The following is an 18,859-nucleotide window of genomic DNA, read 5'->3' on the forward strand; positions in this document are numbered from 1 at the left end:
TACCATTTTTCTTACCAATTAATTATAAAAGTTATTCTTTGGGGAATCATAATGTCCAGGGATCGGCAGTAAATCTCCGTGGTACTCCTCTGGCCAAGGAAGCATAAGCTGCTTTTTCATAACATCTTCCCTTTTTATTTCTATAGGTACTAATTCTCGTTGCGTCATCTGAACTAATTGCATTTTTCCTAATTCAATAAGTCTTTTAGTCATTTCACCGCCAATTTTACCGTTCACTCTAGAAGGCAGTTCACCTTTATCGATTAAATCGTAGTTATCAATTCCAAACTCCGCTGCTATTTCAAGTTTCATTTGTTCCAGTTTATTTTGTATTTGGGTCATTATCGCACCTCCCTTTTCCATTAATATAAGCAGGTTTTAAAATAATATCCTCAGCTAGTTTATGAGATAAATGAGTAACTTTGGTAACTTGCAACTTTGTAAAAATCATCGTAAGTATTGAACTGGATTAAAGAATTTAAAAAGAAGTAATATTAATCAGTTTAAATGGAAAAGTTGATTGTATAGTAGAGCTTTTTTGAAATGAAGAGCTTGGGGAAAGTGGTGTAAAGATGCTTGAATTTATGAAAGATATTCTCATTGTTCTTGTAAGAATACTAACTATTTTACCTTTGCTGTTGTTTACTACCCTATTTATGGGAAAACGAGCAATCGGGGAAATTCCGGTATTTGATTTTTTAATCGTTATTATACTTGGTGCAATAGTAGGAGCTGATATTGCTGACCCTAGTATAGAACACGCCCCGACTTTTGTAGCAATTATATTTATCGGGCTATTTCAAAGGGTTGTTGCAAAATGGAAAATTTCCAATCGGAAAATAGGTAGATTATTAACGCTTGAACCGACCGTAGTTATTCAAAACGGGAAATTTATTGATAATAATCTAAAAAACATCCGCTACTCTATTGATAATATCCTTCAAATGCTTAGAGAAAAAAATGTATTTGATATTAATGAAGTTGAAACAGCCATTATTGAAGCGAATGGATCTTTAAGTTTATTAAAAAAGCCGGAAAAAAACTCCGTGACAAGAGAGGATATGAATATCAGAACATCAAAATCCTCTATGGCCTTTCCAGTTATTATAGAAGGAACAATCTATTCCGAAATATTAGAAGAAGTGAATGTAAATGAAACATGGTTAATACAACAATTATCCGATCAAGGAGTTAACGATATAAGCTCTGTTTTTTTCGCCTCTATAAATCGTGACCTTGAGTTGCATGTTTCTTTAAAAAATGAATTAAATACAGCCCCGCCAATAAAGCACTGATTCACATAAGATGAATACAATAAAAAACGACTTATTCTATTAATGGATAAGCCGTTTTTTATTCATCTCTTTTGTAGGATTAATAATAAAGTTAAAAGGGATCGAAATAGAACATTGTTAAGTATCACCTAATAATTGAAGAATCCACTTTTTCACATCGACAAGGCGATTGGATGGAGGAAAATCATTTGTGCCTGCAACAATCATTGGAACGATTGAATCTACTTTATGAAGAGAACCATGTGCACCACCACCCGCATGATCGTGACTATGCTCTTCTATGAACTCATAGGTAGGCTTGGCATCGACGATAATGACACGTCCCTCTTGTGAATGAAGCGCGCCATGAAGCCTTGCCAGAGCATCTGGGTAATCTTGATAATGAATTTGCCCTTCATTAGTCAGCCTCAAATTTAAGGTGGAAGCATTCCCGGCAATTTGCCACGATTGCCCATAGTCATCAACATACTTGCCATTTGGTGAAAATGTTAATTCCTCTTCACTTACTGGTTTTACAACATAGTTTATTTGCTCATCTTTCCATGCAATAAAGTCAATACGTTCTTCACCTTTTAAATGCCTCACAACTTCTGATATTTGAACCTGTGGATCATTTACATAAATGTATGCCATCCGTTCATTAACTGCGATTGCAAGTTGCCCATCATTCTTTTTCCCTTCCCAAAGCGTATAATTCTTCAACAATTGATTTAAATTAATTAAAGAACTGTCTTTATCTTTACCCACGAAAGATTGACCACTATCACCCAGTACAATCCATGTTACCTTTTGAATGGCTTCCTCCCATGACGTGAAGCTACTTAATATTTCCTGAAGTGCCTGATCTGCTTTTTCTATCCCCTTTAAATCATCCGGTCCATGTTTGTGTATGGAAGCATCCGCATCTGGTAAATAAGCAAGTGTAAAGGGTGGTAACTTCTTTTGTTCTATTAAGTATTTTATCTCCTTAGCTGTAAATTCATTATTGACTCCCAAACGGTTCCATACATATTTATTCCGATTATTCTCTGGATTATATTGAGAAAGCGCTCCAAGTGAAAATAACGTAGGACCATTTATTTCAACTTCTTCTGGTAAAAGATTAGTCATCGCTATGAGCTTTGGGACGTTTAGTTGATGTTCAAAACTTCCACGATATAAGAGACCATTTATCGAAGCTGATGACAGTTTTCGATTCGCAAGCTCTTCATGAATCGTTTGAGCCTCTTTACTTAAATGTTTTTCATTGAGATGAATCACACTATCTTGAGCAACATTTTTCACTCCATTACTCCATATTTCTCGAATTCCGCTTCCATAACTAATCATTCGATTTTCATCCTCTTTATACCAAATCAGCCCAGGGACTTTATGTTGGTCCGGATAAGTGCCGGTTAATAACGTGCTATCGATAGTGACAGACATTGTTGGGTAAGAACTGATCATTTCCTGATTAAAATAGCCATTGTTAATTAAAAACTCGAAGGCAGGTGCTTTTCCTTCTTTCACGGCCTTTTGTAATGGTTTACTCATTAATGAATCAACGACCATTAGCATAATGGGTTTATTGCTTGATTTCACCGAAACATTCTCTAATTCCTTTATTGGAGATACAGAAACTGCTAGTAAAAAACCGGCGCAGGTAACGATAAAAATAATTAACGTAATGCCTATTTTTCGTTTCATGAACTCACCCTCAATACAATTTATCCGTTTAGTATGGTTTGAATTTCGTTAATCAATGTAGATTATCTAAAACTTTATGTAAAATAGATTTCACTATAAAAAAGCACCCAAAATCGTATAAACGACTTTGGATGCTTCTTACATACTAGCGTTTATTCTGCTGCAGGAGGAGTGATACCAGGAAGAAGGTTAGGAACTACTGATACAACGCCACCACCAGGCACGTTAATTTGTTGAACTTGTAATACTTTTAAAGTAAGGTCAAGTACAATTTTTTCACGCAATGTGTGGAAAGATCCATCATGATAAGTGGAGTGCGGTGAAAAATCAAGTTCAAAGAAGTTGGCAGCAAGTAACTCACCGTATGGTTGCTCATTGTATCTCACAAGGTTTTGGAAGAAGTATTTATCCAAACGAGCATCCATTTGAGTTTTTTCATTAACGAAATTAGATTCTGCATTTTCTGAAATACCAAAAATAGGTGGATTTATGAAATCACCAGCTGTTAACTCTGCAAAACCTGAGAATCGAACATTTGCGATTCGATCTTGTAGTGGTGCATTGTAATCTGCTGAAGCATATTCAATATTTTTACGAATATGTCCTCCTACAAATAATTTCGCTCTTGTAACTGTGAAAAAGCCAGTTGTACCAATTGGTGCGAATTCTACTGGTACTAATTTAACTTGATCTAAAAATACATGTTTTTTAACTCTTTTAATCTCCGTAGCTGGTGGATAAAGTGAAATATCTGATTCTACGACAATTTGAAGAGTTCGCTCTGCAAGTACTACTGGAACTTTAAAAGTAGGTGTTGGTAGTGGAGATGTAACTAAAGTTACGTCGGAATCAGTTACAGGAATTTGTTGATTTGATTTGACCCCATGATCCTCCCCTTTGCTTTGACCTTTTCCGTGTTTTGGATAGCTATCCTTCATTGGAAAGCCATCATTACTTGAATAATGTTGATCTGTCATTATCTAAACCCCTTTCAATTTTGTTAGAGTTATTCACTCTACATTCCTAACATATGAACGGATGATTTTAGGACGTAGGCCAGTCAAATAGTCAGATGATTCAATTTCGGAAAACTTTTAGTAATTCATTAAACTTAAGGTCAATCTTTTTCACTCTAATTTTGATTCTAGAAATAAGCTCTTATGGTCTGTAATGAATTATACTTAACTGAAATTCCAAGCTTTTAATGTGTCAAATTAACACATTTTTATGTAGAAAAAGCCTGTCCTCCTTTTCCCCATAAAAAAAGCTACTCCATGTTATTTCGAGTAGCAATCTAGTTCTATATATTGTTCCTGCAAAAAATCAATAGACAATTGAGCAACACCATTCACTTGAAGATGCTTATCTTTTGAATTTAATTCTTGGTGCCAAACAAAATCAGTTTGTTTTAAATGACTATGAATAGGTTCTGAAAATTTATGGTGAGATTCATAATGGAAACTTGATGTATGTTCATTATGAGATTGGAACTGAAATTCATTTTGCCTACTATGAGGGTAATCCGGGACGACTAACCAGTTAATACTTGATGTTTTGGACCACGGAATAGAGACTTTAATTGATTGTATTCTACTTTCCAATCCTTTGTTGCTAAATTCAATATCTGCGACGAATTCACCCTTTAGAAAGACTGTTTTTGAAGGTAATACAACTTTACAATCAAGCGATTGTATGGACCATTCTACTTTCACTATATTTTCGATTGGCCTTAACAATTCAACTGTTTCGACAATATCTATTTCTGTTTCCAATCTAGACAGCAATACTTGCATCTTGACAGTTGCTGGTTTCCTCTTATTAATATTATTAATAAAATCGGTGTCTCTAAAATTTGATAAAGCTTCTATGTCATCAGATTTTTTCTCTTCCAAGCTTGGAAATAAACTGTCTTGCTTTTCTTCCTGCAGCTCATCGCTTTCTGTAAGCATAGTAAAATATTCATCTTCAATAGTTTCAGTAGTTTCAGTCAATACACTAACATCTTCTTCATTCATTTGATTTTCTTGCTTTTTTTCAAGCAATTCATCGCTCTTTTTCCCCTGTGATTCTTCGCCTTCTGTAAGCATGGTGAGAAACTTATCTTCAATAAGGTCGGCAGTTTCAGTCAATTCATTAACATCTTCTTCAAACATGGCGATGTCCTGATTTTCTTCCTGCAATTCATCGCTTTCTGAAAGCATAGTGAGGAATTTTTCTTCAATAGGATCAATAGTTTCATTTAACGTATCCATATTTTCTTGATTCCTGTCACTATACACGTCTTCTTCTTGCATCTCATCATTTTCTAAAAACATGAGGAGCACTTTTTCATCAATTGTATCTTTATTATTGAATGACTTATTATTCTCCTCTTCAGATATTAAATCATTGTTACGTTTATCTAGCTTCGAATGAAATTCAGCAAATAGCATTCTGGAATTTTCGTTTTTTGTTTGAACACTGTTTTCAGTATCCGCATTATTGTTATCAACAGATAATTTATTTTCAGGCATAGATGTGCTTTCCTGTGTAATTAGTGCAGTATCATTATCAAATGGATTTTCTTGATTAGTTGTAAATTCTTCTTGTATAGAAGGCTTATCTTCAAGCATATTAGAAAATTCCTCGAATAAATCGGAAACTACATCTTTCTTGTCCATTTTTTCATTTTCTGTTTTTTTATTTTGATCATTATTAACTATTAACTTATCTATAGGATCTTCATTTAAAGGGTTTTGTATGGAGTCAACTATAGGTGGTGAAAACATAACCGGTTTTGGATCCGTTATGTTTTCTAATTGATTATTTATATAGATGGCGTTTTTTGTTTTATCAGATTGTTTATTTTTTCGACTACGTTGCGTTTTCTTCTCTTCGGATTCTCCCTGATAGTTAAAAGAGAATTGAATGTCCTGGGGGATAGTTTGATTTCTATAATTATCATAAACCTTATTTTGAAATGAGTCGGGGTCTACATATGGATTTCGAAAATTATTCATCGCTTAATGGAAGGAATGCTCATAAACATCCCCTCCTTTCCCCTCCTTTAGAAAAACTAAAATCCCTTTTACTCCATTAAATATACAGTAGTGAAATTTAAAAATTTATCTTGCTGGGTAAGTGCTTAACAATAGTCATCACAATCATCATTTGTTGTTGAGGACACCCGAATTTGCTGATTTTGAAGTACTTTTAACGTTATATCAACGACCATCTTTTCTTCAACTTGAGTAAAGACACCTTCACCAATAGGAGCATTCTTTGGCAAGGCAGCCCGATTAATTGCCTCATCCCATTCAATAATATTACTTGAAACTAACTCGCAAAATGGTAATTCATTGTAATATTGAGTGGAGTTTTGATGAAATTGAGATAGATCACTTGATAGAAATTCATCTTTTTCCGGAAAACCACTTGGCAATGAATCCGAAATCAAAAAGTCGAATTCACTCCGTTTGTTGACTGCAGGCTGAACAGGTTTTCTCAAATAATGTTTAATTTCAGTTACACAGCTAAAAGGAATATCCACCGTTAACGAATTTATACTGGAAGAAATCGTTTTTAAATTACAATCCGGTTCTAAATTTGGGCTCGCGTATTGAATATTTTTTCGTACAAACCCTTTAACGAATAATTTATTCGTTGGTAAAAGTAATCTGCATTGTACTAATTTAATCTGTTTTTTAACATCTTTTATTTCCAAGACATGCGTAGGAAATTTAATACAGGCATCTAAATTTACTTGAAGAGTGAGTTCAGCCAATACAACAGGAACTTTCGTATATATTTTCCCTATACTTACATTGGGTTTATGAGGTTTATTATCACATTCACTTAAGTTTAATGGGAAATCACATACATCGTTTTTTTTATCTTCGTACATCTTGCCCCTCCTAAATTTCAATTAGTGCATCATATGCGGGCTAAATGCCCATCCTTTGGGCTATTGCCTAAAATCATATTAAGCATGAAATTAAATAGTACAGGCACGCATGGGCTATTGCTCTGCATACAATTGAAAGAGAGGTGAGTGAGAAAATGGACGGGAAAAACTTTCTTGCGGTTGATTGCGGGAATAGCTGGTATAAAGCTTTGTCATCCGATGACGGATATTATTTGGATTACCAGCTACCAAATGCAATCTCTTTATATGATGAAGGGTTCTATGAAAAACCTTATGATGAAGGAGATATTAAATTTGAAGAAAATCTTATCATTGAACTCAAGAGCCATGCCATTATCGACAAAAGGGAAATCTACTATATTGGTAAGGCAGCCACTAAACAACGCGATGTAAGTTTAACCGGATTTAATAATCAAAAAGTGGACGAAGATCGTACTTATATTCTCTTATTTGGTCTAGCTGCATTTCACGCTATTTGCACAAATCCTAACGAAACTGAAATACACTATCACATTGATCAACTAGCCGTATCACTGCCAACTACTCAATATAAGGAAATGAAAGATAAGTTTAGACAACGCTTAATCGGAACACATACAGTAATTTTTCATAAGGTACCAGGTATTGCAGAACCGAAAGAATTAACAGTTAAATTGTATGTGGAAGATGTCATTATCGGTGCGGAAGGTGCTTGTGCTTATCTTGGATTAACACGAGATCAAGAAACGCTGGTAATCAAAGATGATGATCTAGTGAAGGACTCACAGAAAGGGATTATTATTGGCGATCTAGGTGGAGATTCTGTTGATTTTGTTGGAATTAAGAATAATAAACCAGTTGCTTCTGTAGAAGGAGAAACATTTGGCATCAATCAATTTCTCGATAATATTATTCAAAAGGTAAGTAAAAATGAATTATATAAATTTGATTCACGTGCGGAATTAGAAGAAAAACTGGCTGCAGGACAATCAGAATGGTATGTGGAGCCTTTCGCAGGTGTTAGAAAAGATATAAGTAAATATATTATTCCTCAATTAAAATCCATGGCCATAAAGTACTTGGAATACTTTGACCGTGTTAGAAGCAGTTCAAGCGAGATTAAAGGAGCTACGCGATATATTGCAGTCGGGGGTGCAGCCAAACTAGCAAAGAAGCAAATCCAGGAAGTTGCTGTTCGCTGGGCTGATAGAGGACGACCAATCCAATTAACATTCCCTGAAAATATGGAAAAATTAAATGTTCAAGGCTTGATGATTCTTGCAAAAATGAAGCAAATAAAAATAGAACAAGAAAATGAAAACCTCCTCTCCACGAGAAGTTAGAGGTGATGGAAATGGCTAAATTATATACAGATTACTTTAATCATACAGCACTAACGGTTCCATCACATTTTATTGATGTTAAAAATGGTGAAACAGTGGAGGTTTCAACAGAAATCTTCAATCAAATTGAATACCATACCGAAAATCAGACCCTCATTCATTTAGTATTATCAGCTCTTACTGAATATTTTCACCCAAATAAAAAAAGGGAATCAAATAAAGATATATTAATGGAATTAGCCGAAATCAAACAAATGTTGCAGGGTAATCAATTAAATAAAGCCTATGTAAGCATTCCAAAGAAAAGTGCACAGCCAAAAACAACCGAATTAGATTTAAAGGAAGTTGATGATATTCTGGAGGTTTTTGGAGGATAAATAATATAGGTGAACTTGAGGGGGAGTTCACCTATTATAAGACCATAAAGGATTCTATAGTCGTACAGCAGGCAATGTTGAAATGGCACAGAAGCAGGATAAATCAACAGTGATGCAAATCCCTGTTTTCATTAGATCGTCAACATACTGATGATTGATTTGATCACAAGGGCTATGGAGCTTTCCGCATCGGTCTCTTTTTGGTTTAAATGTTAGAAGTTCCAATTCAGCGCAATTGCCTTTTAACTCCCTAATTTTGAAAACAAAGCTAGTAATACATACGAACTTCTTATCCTTCAATCCTACCGGACAAGCAGCTACCCCTTCCGCTTTAAATGGCGAACATCCACAATACAAAATAAATGGGATTGTATTTTTATTAAACTTTTTAGGCTCTTCTAAAAGTTCTTCAAATGATTCATCACAGGAAGAACACTTCTTCTCATGTTCTTTCTCAACTTTTCTTTGCGCTTTTAAAATTGCTTCAAGAACTTCTTCGACACAAGCCCCTTTATTTTTTCCGTTATGGCAGTTACCTTTGCAATGTCCTTCTTCTTTATGAGTTGGAAAATACTCCTCATCATAATGACTCTCTTTTTCAAGGTTATACATGTTCTTCACTCCTCATAAATTATCGTTATTCTTTTTATCATATGGAATGATAAAGCATTGTGCTTGAACACTTTGCCTATTAGAACGGAGCAAATTACACTATCACAAAATTACCTACCAAACACATGACTTGTCAATCGTTGACCAATCAACTATAATGAATCCGATTCCAATTCTAACAAAAAGGGTGAAATATATGTTACAACAAAAAACAGCTTTAGAAAAATTAATGGAAGAACGTAAATCAGTACGTAAATATGAGCCTGGTGTTACAATTCCTCGCGAAAAAATTCAACATATTTTAGAACAGGCAACATCCGCTCCATCATCGAGTAACTTACAGCCTTGGCGCTTCCTAGTTATTGATGATCCAGAGCAAAAGAAAGAATTACGCACTGCCGGATTTAATCAGGAGCAAATCGAAACATCATCAGCAATTATTGCGGTAATCGGCGATATTGAAATGTATAAAAACGCTAAGCAAATTAACGATTTAAATGTTGAGTTGGGCTATATGCCACGTGAGATTGCCGATATAATGATTTCCAATTCTGAAGCCGCGTATAGCAATTTTTCTGATGCTGAACGCAGTAATATTGCCCATTTAGATTCAGGTTTAATTTCTATGCAAATAGTACTTTTAGCGAAGGATATGGGCTATGATACAGTAATAATGGGCGGCTTCGATAAAGCAGCCTTTGCTAAAAAATATGAACTGCCTGCTAATGAGCTGCCGATGATTTTAATTGCTATCGGAAAGGCTGCTATGCCAGCTCGTAATTCATCACGATTACCAATCGAACAAATCCTTCATTTTTCTAGCTAAATGAATTAGAGGCAGCTTTCATATGACAGGTTATTGATCTATATCACTAAATCATTCATCATATCTTCGTTTGATTTTTATTATGCTTTATCCAAATGAACAGACATGCTACCATATAGGCATCAGAGAAATGTCCAGAGACGTATATAATTAGATATCTAAAAGTTATTCTTTCTATAATTATGACCGAGTTCAAACATAAGTTTTTGGTTAACGCAAAACGAAGAGTATTCAATGTAGGGAGGGTTAGTATGGAAGTTTGTTTGGACGATAAAAAACAAATGATTATGATGTTAAAAAGATTAGATCGTCATGTAACACAAATTTTTGAAAAAAGAACAGAAGTTAGTTTGACGAGATATGAAATTTTAGTTTCTTTGGTAAAAAAAGGTAGTGTTACACAAAAGGTACTACAAGAATCACTGGCGATCGATCAATCGGCAATTACACGTCATTTAAAGCTACTTGAAGAACAGCAGTATGTTGAACGAAAACGTAATGAAAAAAACAACCGTGAAGTACTTGTAACAATTTCTGATAAAGGACGAACATTATTAGAAGGATGTACAATGTTTAAAGATCAATTTTTAAATGATCTTTACGATGATTTTTCAGACAGCGAATTACAGCAACTTAAGCAATTCCTTACACGCTTGAATGAGAATGTAGATAAGCTTTAATTTTATCTATATAAGAAAGGCTGTGCCTAAATCCACTCAAATCTGGATTTTTGGCACAGCTATTTTTTCGTGTATTAAACTCCAGCAAGCCACCGCATTATAATGTCTTGAGTGCTGAGCGTAGAATTATTAATACTAATCGTTTATTTATAGTTTACTTTAAATATTCCGCAAAGAAGTCTACCATTGCCTTATAGAATTCGATACGATTTTCTTCGTTTGCAAAACCATGACCTTCATTGTCTTTTACCATATAATCTACTTCCACACCTCTATCTTTAAGTGCTTGTACGATTTGGTCCGATTCTTGTTTTTTCACACGAGGATCATTCGCCCCTTGCGCTACAAATAAAGGTGTTTTAATTTTATCAACATGGAATACCGGTGAAACAGATTCTAACAATTCCTTATCCTTTTCAGGATGACCTACTCGCTCATAGAACATGTTACGTTGTGTTTCCCAATATGGTGGGATTGTTTCTAAGAGTGTAAAGATATTTGAAACCCCTACATAGTCAACTGCTGCTGCATATAAGTCAGGAGTAAATGTAATACCTGCCAATGTCGCATAGCCACCAAAGGAAGCACCGTAAATACCGATTTTCTCTTCATCAGCAATACCTAAATCAATTGCCCATTGTACCCCATCTGTAATATCATCCTGGATTTTTAATCCCCATTGCTTGTTGCCCGCTTCAAGGAATTCTTTACCGTAACCTGTTGATGATCTAAAGTTCACTTGAAGTACTGCATAGCCTTGATTTGCTAATAACTGTACTTCATTATTAAAGCCCCACATATCTCGAGCCCATGGACCCCCATGTGGAATAACAACTAACGGTAAATCTTTAGCTGTTTTGTTATTTGGTAATGTTAAATAACCATGTATTATTAGGCCATCTCTCGCTTCATAGGAAATAGAATGCATCTTCGCTAAATTACTAGAATCCAACCATGAACCTAACTCTGCTAATAATGTCATTGTATCTGTTTCAGCATCATAATAATAATACTTTCCATACACAGTATCACTTGAAACACTTACAATAAATTTAGTCATTTCCTTATTGTAATCGTTAATCCCAAATTCACTTGCACTTACTCCAAGTTGTTCTTTCATTTTATTGAAAAGATTTTCAAACTCGTTATCAAAGAAATTATAGTGAACTTTATCTGTGATATACGTAGCATAAAGGAGTTGATCTTTTGTTGAGCTGTATAGTGCCCCTGCAATATCTACATTTGGATTTGAGAAAACAACTTCTTCTTTACCTTGTAAATCATATTTTACTAGTTCCGTTTTATCTCGGCCCTTATCGGATACTGCATAAATGAATTGATTATCTTGAGAAAACCCTAATGGTGATACTGTTTCACCAGCATCAATAGAGATAAACGGCTGGAACTCATCTTCTTCTGTTTCACGATATAAAACAACGCCTACTACACCGTCAGATGCTACAGCCATACGGATTTGCCCATTGCTATCAGGAATCCAGCTTAAAATATTTCCTGGGTTTTTAGCTACTAATTTCGTTTCACCCGTTTTTACGTTTAATTTGTAAACGTCAAATACAGTTGCATCTTCTTTGTTCATCATGATTAAAATTTCATCTTCAACATCTTTCAAATAATCGATAGGTAGTACAACAACATTTGGATACGGCGTTAAATCTTTTTCTTCTGCACCGTTAAATGAAGACGAGTAAATGTGATAGTTTTCGTCTCCCCCATTATCCTTTAAATAATACATATTATTATCTTTCCAGAAAAGCCCTGCTATATCTCGATCTGTTGTACTTGTTACTCGCACAGGCTCACTCTCGTCACCCATTTTCTTTACAAATACATTTAAGCGACTTTCCCATTCAGCCGCGTAAGCGATATATTGACCATCTGGAGATAATTGATAACCTAAACTACCAGGATTTCGCATAAAATCTTCGACAGAGATTTCTTGTGCCCCTGTGTTATCAATATCTTTGTTTTGATAGTCTTTTGCATTATTAAACAGTTTTAAAACCTTTGTTTTTGTTATCTGCTGTAAATCTGTAATACCTTTAAATAAGCCTAGTTTTTCCGCTGTTTTTTTATAATCAGCAAGCGATTCCTCATTAGTTTCTGCACCAAGCACTTTTACTAAAATAAATGCCGCTTGTTCTTCCGTAATGTAGTCGCTTGTATTTTCGAACTGATAATCACCAAGCCAATTTTCAATGACTTCTGCTCTCATATAGTCCGAAGCATGCTGAAATGTTAGAGCCGTGACAGCTTCTTCAAGAAAAGCTTCAATGGTTACATGTGATTCTTGACTTGTAGCTACCTCAGTTGTTGAATCGTTTGCTAAAGCTGAAAATGGTAACGAAATTAATAATGCTACCGTTAACATAACTGATAAAAAGCTTTTTTTCACAATATTCCCTCCTTAATTATTATAAGTTTAATCATAGCGCACATAAGTTAAATGAATAACATATATTTAAAATTATTCATTATTTTTACATATTTTAAAATTAAAGTTCCATAATCATACAAATTTATGAAACCCATTTTATAGTACAAACGTATATACTAATTTACTCTAATGATAACAACTAGTAGATGTCCATGTGAGTTGGTTTGATCTATTATTTACTACCTTTTAAGCTATAAAAGCCCCCAATCGCAAAATCCCACGATAGAGAGCTGAATCATTCATTTATTTACTAAAATCATCATTACCAACCTTTGATTGTTGTTCTCATTGTAGAATGTGGAGTTTCTTTAATCCGCCTGCATCCCACCGTCTATATTATAGAGAGAGCCAGTGACAAATGAAGCTTGGTCGGACGCCAAGAAAGACACAATTTGCGCGACCTCACGAGGGGAACCAAATCTCCTAAGCGGAATTCCCTGCCGAATGGCTGCACCGGCAGCATCAGGCTGATCAGGAGAAATATTTGTTTGGATATCAGTTAGCATTTGCGTGTCAATAGCTGCTGGTGCCACGGCATTTACACGAATACCACTTGCCGCTGCCTCTAAAGCGGCCGTTTTCGTTAGACCCGCGACTGCATGTTTAGATGCGATATAGCCAGCCATCCCAGCCGAGCCGATATATGCTGCATTAGAAGCTGTATTAATAATCGAACCATATCCCTGCTTTTCCATTTGGCGTATGACATGCTTCATACCAAGAAATACACCCGTTACATTAATCTTCAGCAATAAATCAAATTGAGCCTGCTCCAAATCCTTGATCATTGTGAAAGGGCCACTAATCCCGGCATTATTAAAGAACACGTCGATGGAGCCGAACTGTTCAACTGTTTCCTGCACATAGCGCTCAACATCATGCTCGTTCGTCACATCTGCTACAATTGTGTATAGTTGGCCATGTTCTGCTGCCTGCAGCGATTCCACTGCACCAGCAAGCGCCTCCTGTTTTAAATCGACTAATACAACTGTAGCTCCCTGCTCTAAAAACAATTCCGCCGTCGCCTTCCCGATACCGCCTGCCCCACCTGTTATCAATACAACCTGCTTTGTCAAACTCTTCACCCTTTCTTTTAGTAAAATCCTCACAGTGAAAATATATTCGAAAATATAAAATAAATGAGTTAAACAGAATAATAGAGTTAATTCAACAATATTATTAAGTGATTGGTACGATTTGTCGGATTCTATTAACTAAGCAAGAGCGCTACCACCTACATAAATATAACTGGCGGGCCAATACGGTTTCCTAAAAGGTAGATTCTTCTTTATTCTGCCGTTGTCATTCATATATCGAAATATGAATATCAAACACGATATTTACATAGAGATAATAATTCACAAAAGGAAGGAGTGCAAAGTCTATGCTCGTCGTAGGCATTCATAGTGGTTCTTTTCATTAATCTCCACCCCCACCGCAGCTTGAGCAAGAAGAATCAGACGAACAAGAACTGCAGAAGCTTGCCGTACTGCAACTATTGCAACTCGAGGAACTGTTACTGCTTACCTTCATATAACTTTTAAATTCATTGTAATGAAAATAAGAAACAGATAAGAAAGGAACAAGCATTGAATTGTAACTTTCCTGATATTTCTTTTTTTTAACCATTTCACTTATGATATTTTTATCATAATCCTTTATTCCATTTGCTGATTTTTTCATGGAAGAAATAAGCACCCGGACAGTAGTCATATACTTGATATCACTTTTAAAATACAGATCTATTAGTTCACTTTCCGGTAAATTTCTAAACTCATCAATAATATCTGGATGTACGGGATATCTGAAAAAACCTTTATAAAGATGGATATTCTCCTTTCTTAAGACAAAAAGCTCAGTATACACCCAATCAAAAAACCCGCGTAAATCAGAGTCAGGTTCTTCATTAATATTTGGAGTGTGATGAAGTGTTGTCCCTAAATAACGCTTTGAAAAATCACCATACTCACGAGTAAACATGATCATCTCATGCCACAAATCATCGACTTTCTCACTAAACATTGGTGACGTTTTCAAAAGATACGCCATAATAAAATAACGTTTTAAATCCAGGAGGCGCCACTCATACTCATTCTCTTTTAGCCTATTATTTTTCCATATCCGTTTTTCTACATTCGCCAAATAAATATTACTAAGTGATTGCTCTAGGTTATCACACAGCTTTTTTAATCCTTTAATTGGTTTTATCTCTACTGTATTTGGAGCTAAACCAAATTTAAATGAACGTTTTTTACGTATAAATAAAATAAACCAAATAAAAACTGCTAGCAGGAGTATCCATTTCATTTATATAACCCTCATCCCTATGTATAAGACTTCATAAAATTATAAAATAATTCCTCTATATAATATAAAATGCATTAAAAATAAATGCATTAACTGCTTCATTTTAATATCTAATTGCTATTATGCTTTCTGTTATCATCAATAATTTCAACAAGTTGTTCATTTTCCCTGTCTAATAATCTAATCATTTTGTAGAACAATAAGAAAAAACGGATCCCAAAATCAGTTATTCGAATCCGAAAGTTTAAGGTGAAATGGATAAAAGTGTTGTAATGATTAAGTTATATTAAAATTGTCTCAATAAAAAGGGAGCGAATATATGATTGAAATACTCAAAAAATATATGTCTGATTTCACTTCAATGAGCGAAGATGAACAGCAAGCAATTTCTGAAAGTTTACAAATTAAGGAATACAAAAAAGGAAAATACCTTCTTAGACAAGGAGATATTTCCACCATTAAATGTTATTTCGTATTAATAGGGTGTGTTAGACAGTTTTTTATAGATGAGTCAGGTAAAGAGGTAACATCAAATTTTTTTACTGAAGAACAAGCTATACCAATTATCAATGAAAAGACTCAACATGAGCTGTCAAAGTATTCATTAATCTGTGTTGAGGATTGTATATTAGTAGGTGGTGATGTTACTTCTGAAAATGCAATGTTTAACAAATACCCACAACTTGAAATGATGATACGAAAAATGATGGAAATAAACCTTGGTGAAATGCATGATCAATTAGGTGAATTTATCAGCTCTTCTCCAGAAGAACGATACAAAACCGTTTTAAGGCAATGCCCTCATTTAATTGACCGTGTACCACAACATCAATTAGCTAGTTATCTTGGGATTACTCCTGAATCATTAAGCAGAATTAAAAAGCGAATTAAAAACAGCAATCATTAAAATTGATCCCCTCCTCATTTCTTAATTATCTCTTTATCAGCAACAACAATTCACTGAAGATTAACTAACCAAAATTATTCTTTGAAAAAATTTACAAAATCCTTTGCAAATTAACTTAAGTCAATGAACGGTATTTATCACCTTGTTATTATTTAATTACCAAAAAGACTAATTGGAGGGATTTTATGAAAGCAATTGTTTGTAATAAGTATGGTTCACCTGATGTCCTTGAATTAAAAGATGTGAAAAAGCCTTACCCTACCGAGAATCAAGTGTTGGTAAAGATTCATTCAGCATCTTTAAACTTTGGCAACTTAGTTCTTTTGAAAGGCAAACCGTTCTTAGCACGATTTGCCTTCGGATTAACCAAACCGAAATACTCAATTCCAGGGGGCGATATAGCTGGTACAGTGGAAGCTGTTGGTGAAAACATTCAGCATTTTAAAGTAGGTGATGAAGTATTTGGTGACCTATCTGGTTGTGGCTGGGGTGGTTTTGCTGAATATGTTACGGTTCCTGAAAATGCTTTAGCCTTAAAGCCAACCAACATCTCCTTTGAGGAAGCAGCTGCGTCTCCTATGGCAGGCGTGACTGCCTTGCAAGGACTACGTGATAAAGGTGACATTAAATCGGGGGATAAAGTATTAATTTATGGCGCATCTGGAGGCGTTGGTACTTTTGCGGTACAAATTGCTAAATCATTTGGTGCTGAAGTAACTGGGGTATGTAGTACACGAAACGTTGAAATATTACGTTCTATAGGAGCAGATTATATCATTGATTACACAGAAGAGGATCTTGCCCAACATAAGGAACGTTATGATTTGGTTCTTGGCGTGAACGGCTCTAATTCCATTTCAGTATATAGACATGTACTTAAACTAAATGGGAAATTTGTTCACGTAGGAGGTTCCGAGTATCAACTTTATCAAACATTATTTCTTGGACCTTTTATTTCATTAACTGGGAATAAGAAAATAAGTAGCCTGTTACAAAGAGCAAACCAAAATGATTTAAATGTTGTAAAAGAATTACTTGAGATTGGAAAAGTAAAACCAATAATTGATAAACGGTTTAAGTTAAGCGAAATAACGGAAGCATTCAAATATTTTCAAGAAGGTCACGCTCAAGGTAAGGTAGTGATTACTTTATAATGTGTGCCAACATACACATTGCATTATCTAATTTTTCACTTTCATATAAAAGTAACTCTTGGCACATCTTTATTTAATTTGAGCTAAATCAATGAGATTTTTAAAACAATAAAAAAACCGAATGATGTAGTAGAATCACTCAGCTTAATTATTAAAGATTATTTTTAATCTGTCCCTGATATTTTAATAGTAATTTTCTGATCAATTTCACTAATAAAAGAATTTAATATATCAATTTGCTCTTCTAGTTTTTTCTTGTGCTGAATTAATATTGCTTGTGTATTAATCTCTTCCTGTTCTATATTCAGCGTTGATATATTTCCTCTTATATCCTCAATTGACATGCCTAGACTTCGAAAACATTTAATTAACTTTAAAAGTTCAATGGCTTGTTCATCAAAAATTCGATGCCCTTGTTCATTTCTTTTTATTGGTGGAATTAAATTTACTTTTTCGTAGTATCGAATTGAACTTGCAGGAATTTCAATTAAGAGGCTCGCTTGTTGAATTGTATACACGAGGTGTCCTCCTTGACTTAAAGTATGGTTTAACCTATAAGCTTGATAGTATCAAACTTATAGGAGATTGTATAATGAAAAAGATTTTATTAGTAGTAACGAATACCTCTAAGTATCCCAATTTAGAACGTGCAACAGGATTATGGTTAGGAGAAGCTGTTCACTTTGCAGCTGAAATAGAAAAAGCAGGGTATGAAATTGATTATGTGAGTCCAAAAGGCGGTTATACACCACTTGACCCGCACAGTTTGCAACCGGATCAAATGACCGAATTAGATTGGGAGTATTACACAAATACTAATTTCTTAAATAAGCTAAGCAATACTTTGCCTGCTGACTCTATTAACCCAAATGATTATGCTGCTATCTATTATGCAGGTGGTCATGGAGTTATGTGGGATTTCGCAGAAGATGAAAACTTGCAAAACATTGCAAGTACTATTTACGCTAACGGTGGCGTTGTTTCTGCCGTTTGTCATGGAGTTGTAGCGTTATTAAACATTAAAAATGATGACGGTGAACTTCTAATTAAAGATACTAAAGTAACTGGCTTTACTAACACAGAAGAAATGGCTGTTGGACTAGATAAAGTCGTTCCATTTTTAGCTGAAGATGAACTTGTTCGTAAAGGGGCAAATTACGTGAAAGGTGATGATTGGTCAGTATTCACTGTAACTGATAATCGTATTGTTACAGGACAAAATCCCGCATCAGGTGGCGCAGTTGCCGAAGATGTAATTAAATTATTAAAATCACTTTAATCTTAAATTGCGTTTAAGCATCTTCTTACAGGGGGTGTGGCATGACATTGGTGTT

The 18,859-nt window shown here is 34.6% G+C and carries 18 protein-coding genes; 8 read left to right on the forward strand and 10 right to left on the reverse strand.

Going from position 1 to position 18,859, the window contains the following annotated elements; genetic code table 11:
- Positions 1 to 18 precede the first annotated feature (18 nt).
- Positions 19 to 342, reverse strand: coding sequence for an alpha/beta-type small acid-soluble spore protein (locus NYE67_RS18080; RefSeq protein WP_340730744.1), 324 nt, complete (start codon positions 340 to 342; stop codon positions 19 to 21).
- A gap of 230 nt (positions 343 to 572) precedes the next feature.
- Between NYE67_RS18080 and NYE67_RS18085 the strand changes: the two genes are divergently transcribed.
- Positions 573 to 1,295, forward strand: coding sequence for a DUF421 domain-containing protein (locus NYE67_RS18085; RefSeq protein WP_340726269.1), 723 nt, complete (start codon positions 573 to 575; stop codon positions 1,293 to 1,295).
- A gap of 117 nt (positions 1,296 to 1,412) precedes the next feature.
- On the opposite strand, the gene NYE67_RS18090 is transcribed toward NYE67_RS18085, so the two are convergent.
- The 4 genes from NYE67_RS18090 to NYE67_RS18105 all read right to left on the reverse strand — a co-directional run bounded on the left by NYE67_RS18090 (position 1,413) and on the right by NYE67_RS18105 (position 6,864).
- On the reverse strand, positions 1,413 to 2,981 hold the full coding sequence (locus tag NYE67_RS18090; protein WP_340726270.1) for an alkaline phosphatase family protein: 1,569 nt from the start codon (positions 2,979 to 2,981) through the stop codon (positions 1,413 to 1,415).
- 152 nt (positions 2,982 to 3,133) lie between these two features.
- Positions 3,134 to 3,919 (reverse strand): CsxC family protein, encoded by a 786-nt coding sequence (locus NYE67_RS18095; RefSeq protein ID WP_340727290.1) that lies wholly within the window; start codon positions 3,917 to 3,919, stop codon positions 3,134 to 3,136.
- Between the two features lie 339 nt (positions 3,920 to 4,258).
- Entirely contained in the window at positions 4,259 to 5,980 is a 1,722-nt protein-coding gene (locus NYE67_RS18100) for a hypothetical protein (protein WP_340726271.1), read from the reverse strand.
- Positions 5,981 to 6,105: 125 nt separating this feature from the next.
- A complete protein-coding gene (locus tag NYE67_RS18105) occupies positions 6,106 to 6,864 on the reverse strand; it encodes a CsxC family protein (RefSeq protein ID WP_340726272.1) in 759 nt (252 codons plus the stop codon).
- A gap of 155 nt (positions 6,865 to 7,019) precedes the next feature.
- On the opposite strand from NYE67_RS18105, the gene NYE67_RS18110 reads away from it, so the two are divergent.
- Both NYE67_RS18110 and NYE67_RS18115 read left to right on the forward strand, forming a co-directional pair.
- Entirely contained in the window at positions 7,020 to 8,207 is a 1,188-nt protein-coding gene (locus NYE67_RS18110; RefSeq protein WP_340727291.1) for a ParM/StbA family protein, read from the forward strand.
- An 11-nt stretch (positions 8,208 to 8,218) separates the two neighbouring features.
- On the forward strand, positions 8,219 to 8,584 hold the full coding sequence (locus NYE67_RS18115) for a dehydrogenase (protein WP_340726273.1): 366 nt from the start codon (positions 8,219 to 8,221) through the stop codon (positions 8,582 to 8,584).
- A gap of 54 nt (positions 8,585 to 8,638) precedes the next feature.
- Here the strand turns inward: NYE67_RS18115 and NYE67_RS18120 are convergent, their stop codons facing one another.
- Positions 8,639 to 9,196 (reverse strand): CotY/CotZ family spore coat protein, encoded by a 558-nt coding sequence (locus NYE67_RS18120; protein ID WP_340726274.1) that lies wholly within the window; start codon positions 9,194 to 9,196, stop codon positions 8,639 to 8,641.
- Positions 9,197 to 9,392: 196 nt separating this feature from the next.
- Here NYE67_RS18120 and NYE67_RS18125 point away from each other — a divergent pair, with 196 nt between their 5' ends.
- Both NYE67_RS18125 and NYE67_RS18130 read left to right on the forward strand, forming a co-directional pair.
- Complete coding sequence (locus NYE67_RS18125) at positions 9,393 to 10,022, forward strand: nitroreductase family protein (RefSeq protein ID WP_340726275.1); 630 nt, start codon at positions 9,393 to 9,395, stop codon at positions 10,020 to 10,022.
- Between the two features lie 251 nt (positions 10,023 to 10,273).
- Positions 10,274 to 10,702 carry a MarR family winged helix-turn-helix transcriptional regulator gene (locus NYE67_RS18130; RefSeq protein ID WP_340726276.1) on the forward strand — a complete coding sequence of 143 codons (429 nt, stop codon included), beginning with the start codon at positions 10,274 to 10,276 and terminating at the stop codon, positions 10,700 to 10,702.
- A 154-nt stretch (positions 10,703 to 10,856) separates the two neighbouring features.
- Here the strand turns inward: NYE67_RS18130 and NYE67_RS18135 are convergent, their stop codons facing one another.
- From NYE67_RS18135 to NYE67_RS18145, 3 genes are all read right to left on the reverse strand, one after another.
- Positions 10,857 to 13,115: a S9 family peptidase gene (locus tag NYE67_RS18135; RefSeq protein ID WP_340726277.1), complete on the reverse strand. Its 2,259-nt coding sequence runs from the start codon at positions 13,113 to 13,115 to the stop codon at positions 10,857 to 10,859.
- A 350-nt stretch (positions 13,116 to 13,465) separates the two neighbouring features.
- On the reverse strand, positions 13,466 to 14,242 hold the full coding sequence (locus NYE67_RS18140) for an SDR family NAD(P)-dependent oxidoreductase (RefSeq protein ID WP_445682986.1): 777 nt from the start codon (positions 14,240 to 14,242) through the stop codon (positions 13,466 to 13,468).
- 334 nt (positions 14,243 to 14,576) lie between these two features.
- Positions 14,577 to 15,464 carry a hypothetical protein gene (locus tag NYE67_RS18145; protein ID WP_340726280.1) on the reverse strand — a complete coding sequence of 296 codons (888 nt, stop codon included), beginning with the start codon at positions 15,462 to 15,464 and terminating at the stop codon, positions 14,577 to 14,579.
- A 319-nt stretch (positions 15,465 to 15,783) separates the two neighbouring features.
- Between NYE67_RS18145 and NYE67_RS18150 the strand changes: the two genes are divergently transcribed.
- Positions 15,784 to 16,371, forward strand: a complete 588-nt coding sequence (locus NYE67_RS18150) for a Crp/Fnr family transcriptional regulator (protein WP_340726281.1) — start codon at positions 15,784 to 15,786, stop codon at positions 16,369 to 16,371.
- 185 nt (positions 16,372 to 16,556) lie between these two features.
- A complete protein-coding gene (locus tag NYE67_RS18155; protein ID WP_340726282.1) occupies positions 16,557 to 17,525 on the forward strand; it encodes an NAD(P)-dependent alcohol dehydrogenase in 969 nt (322 codons plus the stop codon).
- A gap of 164 nt (positions 17,526 to 17,689) precedes the next feature.
- On the opposite strand, the gene NYE67_RS18160 is transcribed toward NYE67_RS18155, so the two are convergent.
- Positions 17,690 to 18,043, reverse strand: a complete 354-nt coding sequence (locus NYE67_RS18160; RefSeq protein WP_340726283.1) for a MerR family transcriptional regulator — start codon at positions 18,041 to 18,043, stop codon at positions 17,690 to 17,692.
- A 74-nt stretch (positions 18,044 to 18,117) separates the two neighbouring features.
- On the opposite strand from NYE67_RS18160, the gene NYE67_RS18165 reads away from it, so the two are divergent.
- Positions 18,118 to 18,804 (forward strand): type 1 glutamine amidotransferase domain-containing protein, encoded by a 687-nt coding sequence (locus NYE67_RS18165; protein ID WP_339214251.1) that lies wholly within the window; start codon positions 18,118 to 18,120, stop codon positions 18,802 to 18,804.
- Positions 18,805 to 18,859: the final 55 nt, after the last annotated feature.

It is taken from the genome of Solibacillus sp. FSL W8-0474, assembly GCF_038004065.1.
Classification (GTDB): Bacteria; Bacillota; Bacilli; order Bacillales_A; family Planococcaceae; genus Solibacillus; species Solibacillus faecavium.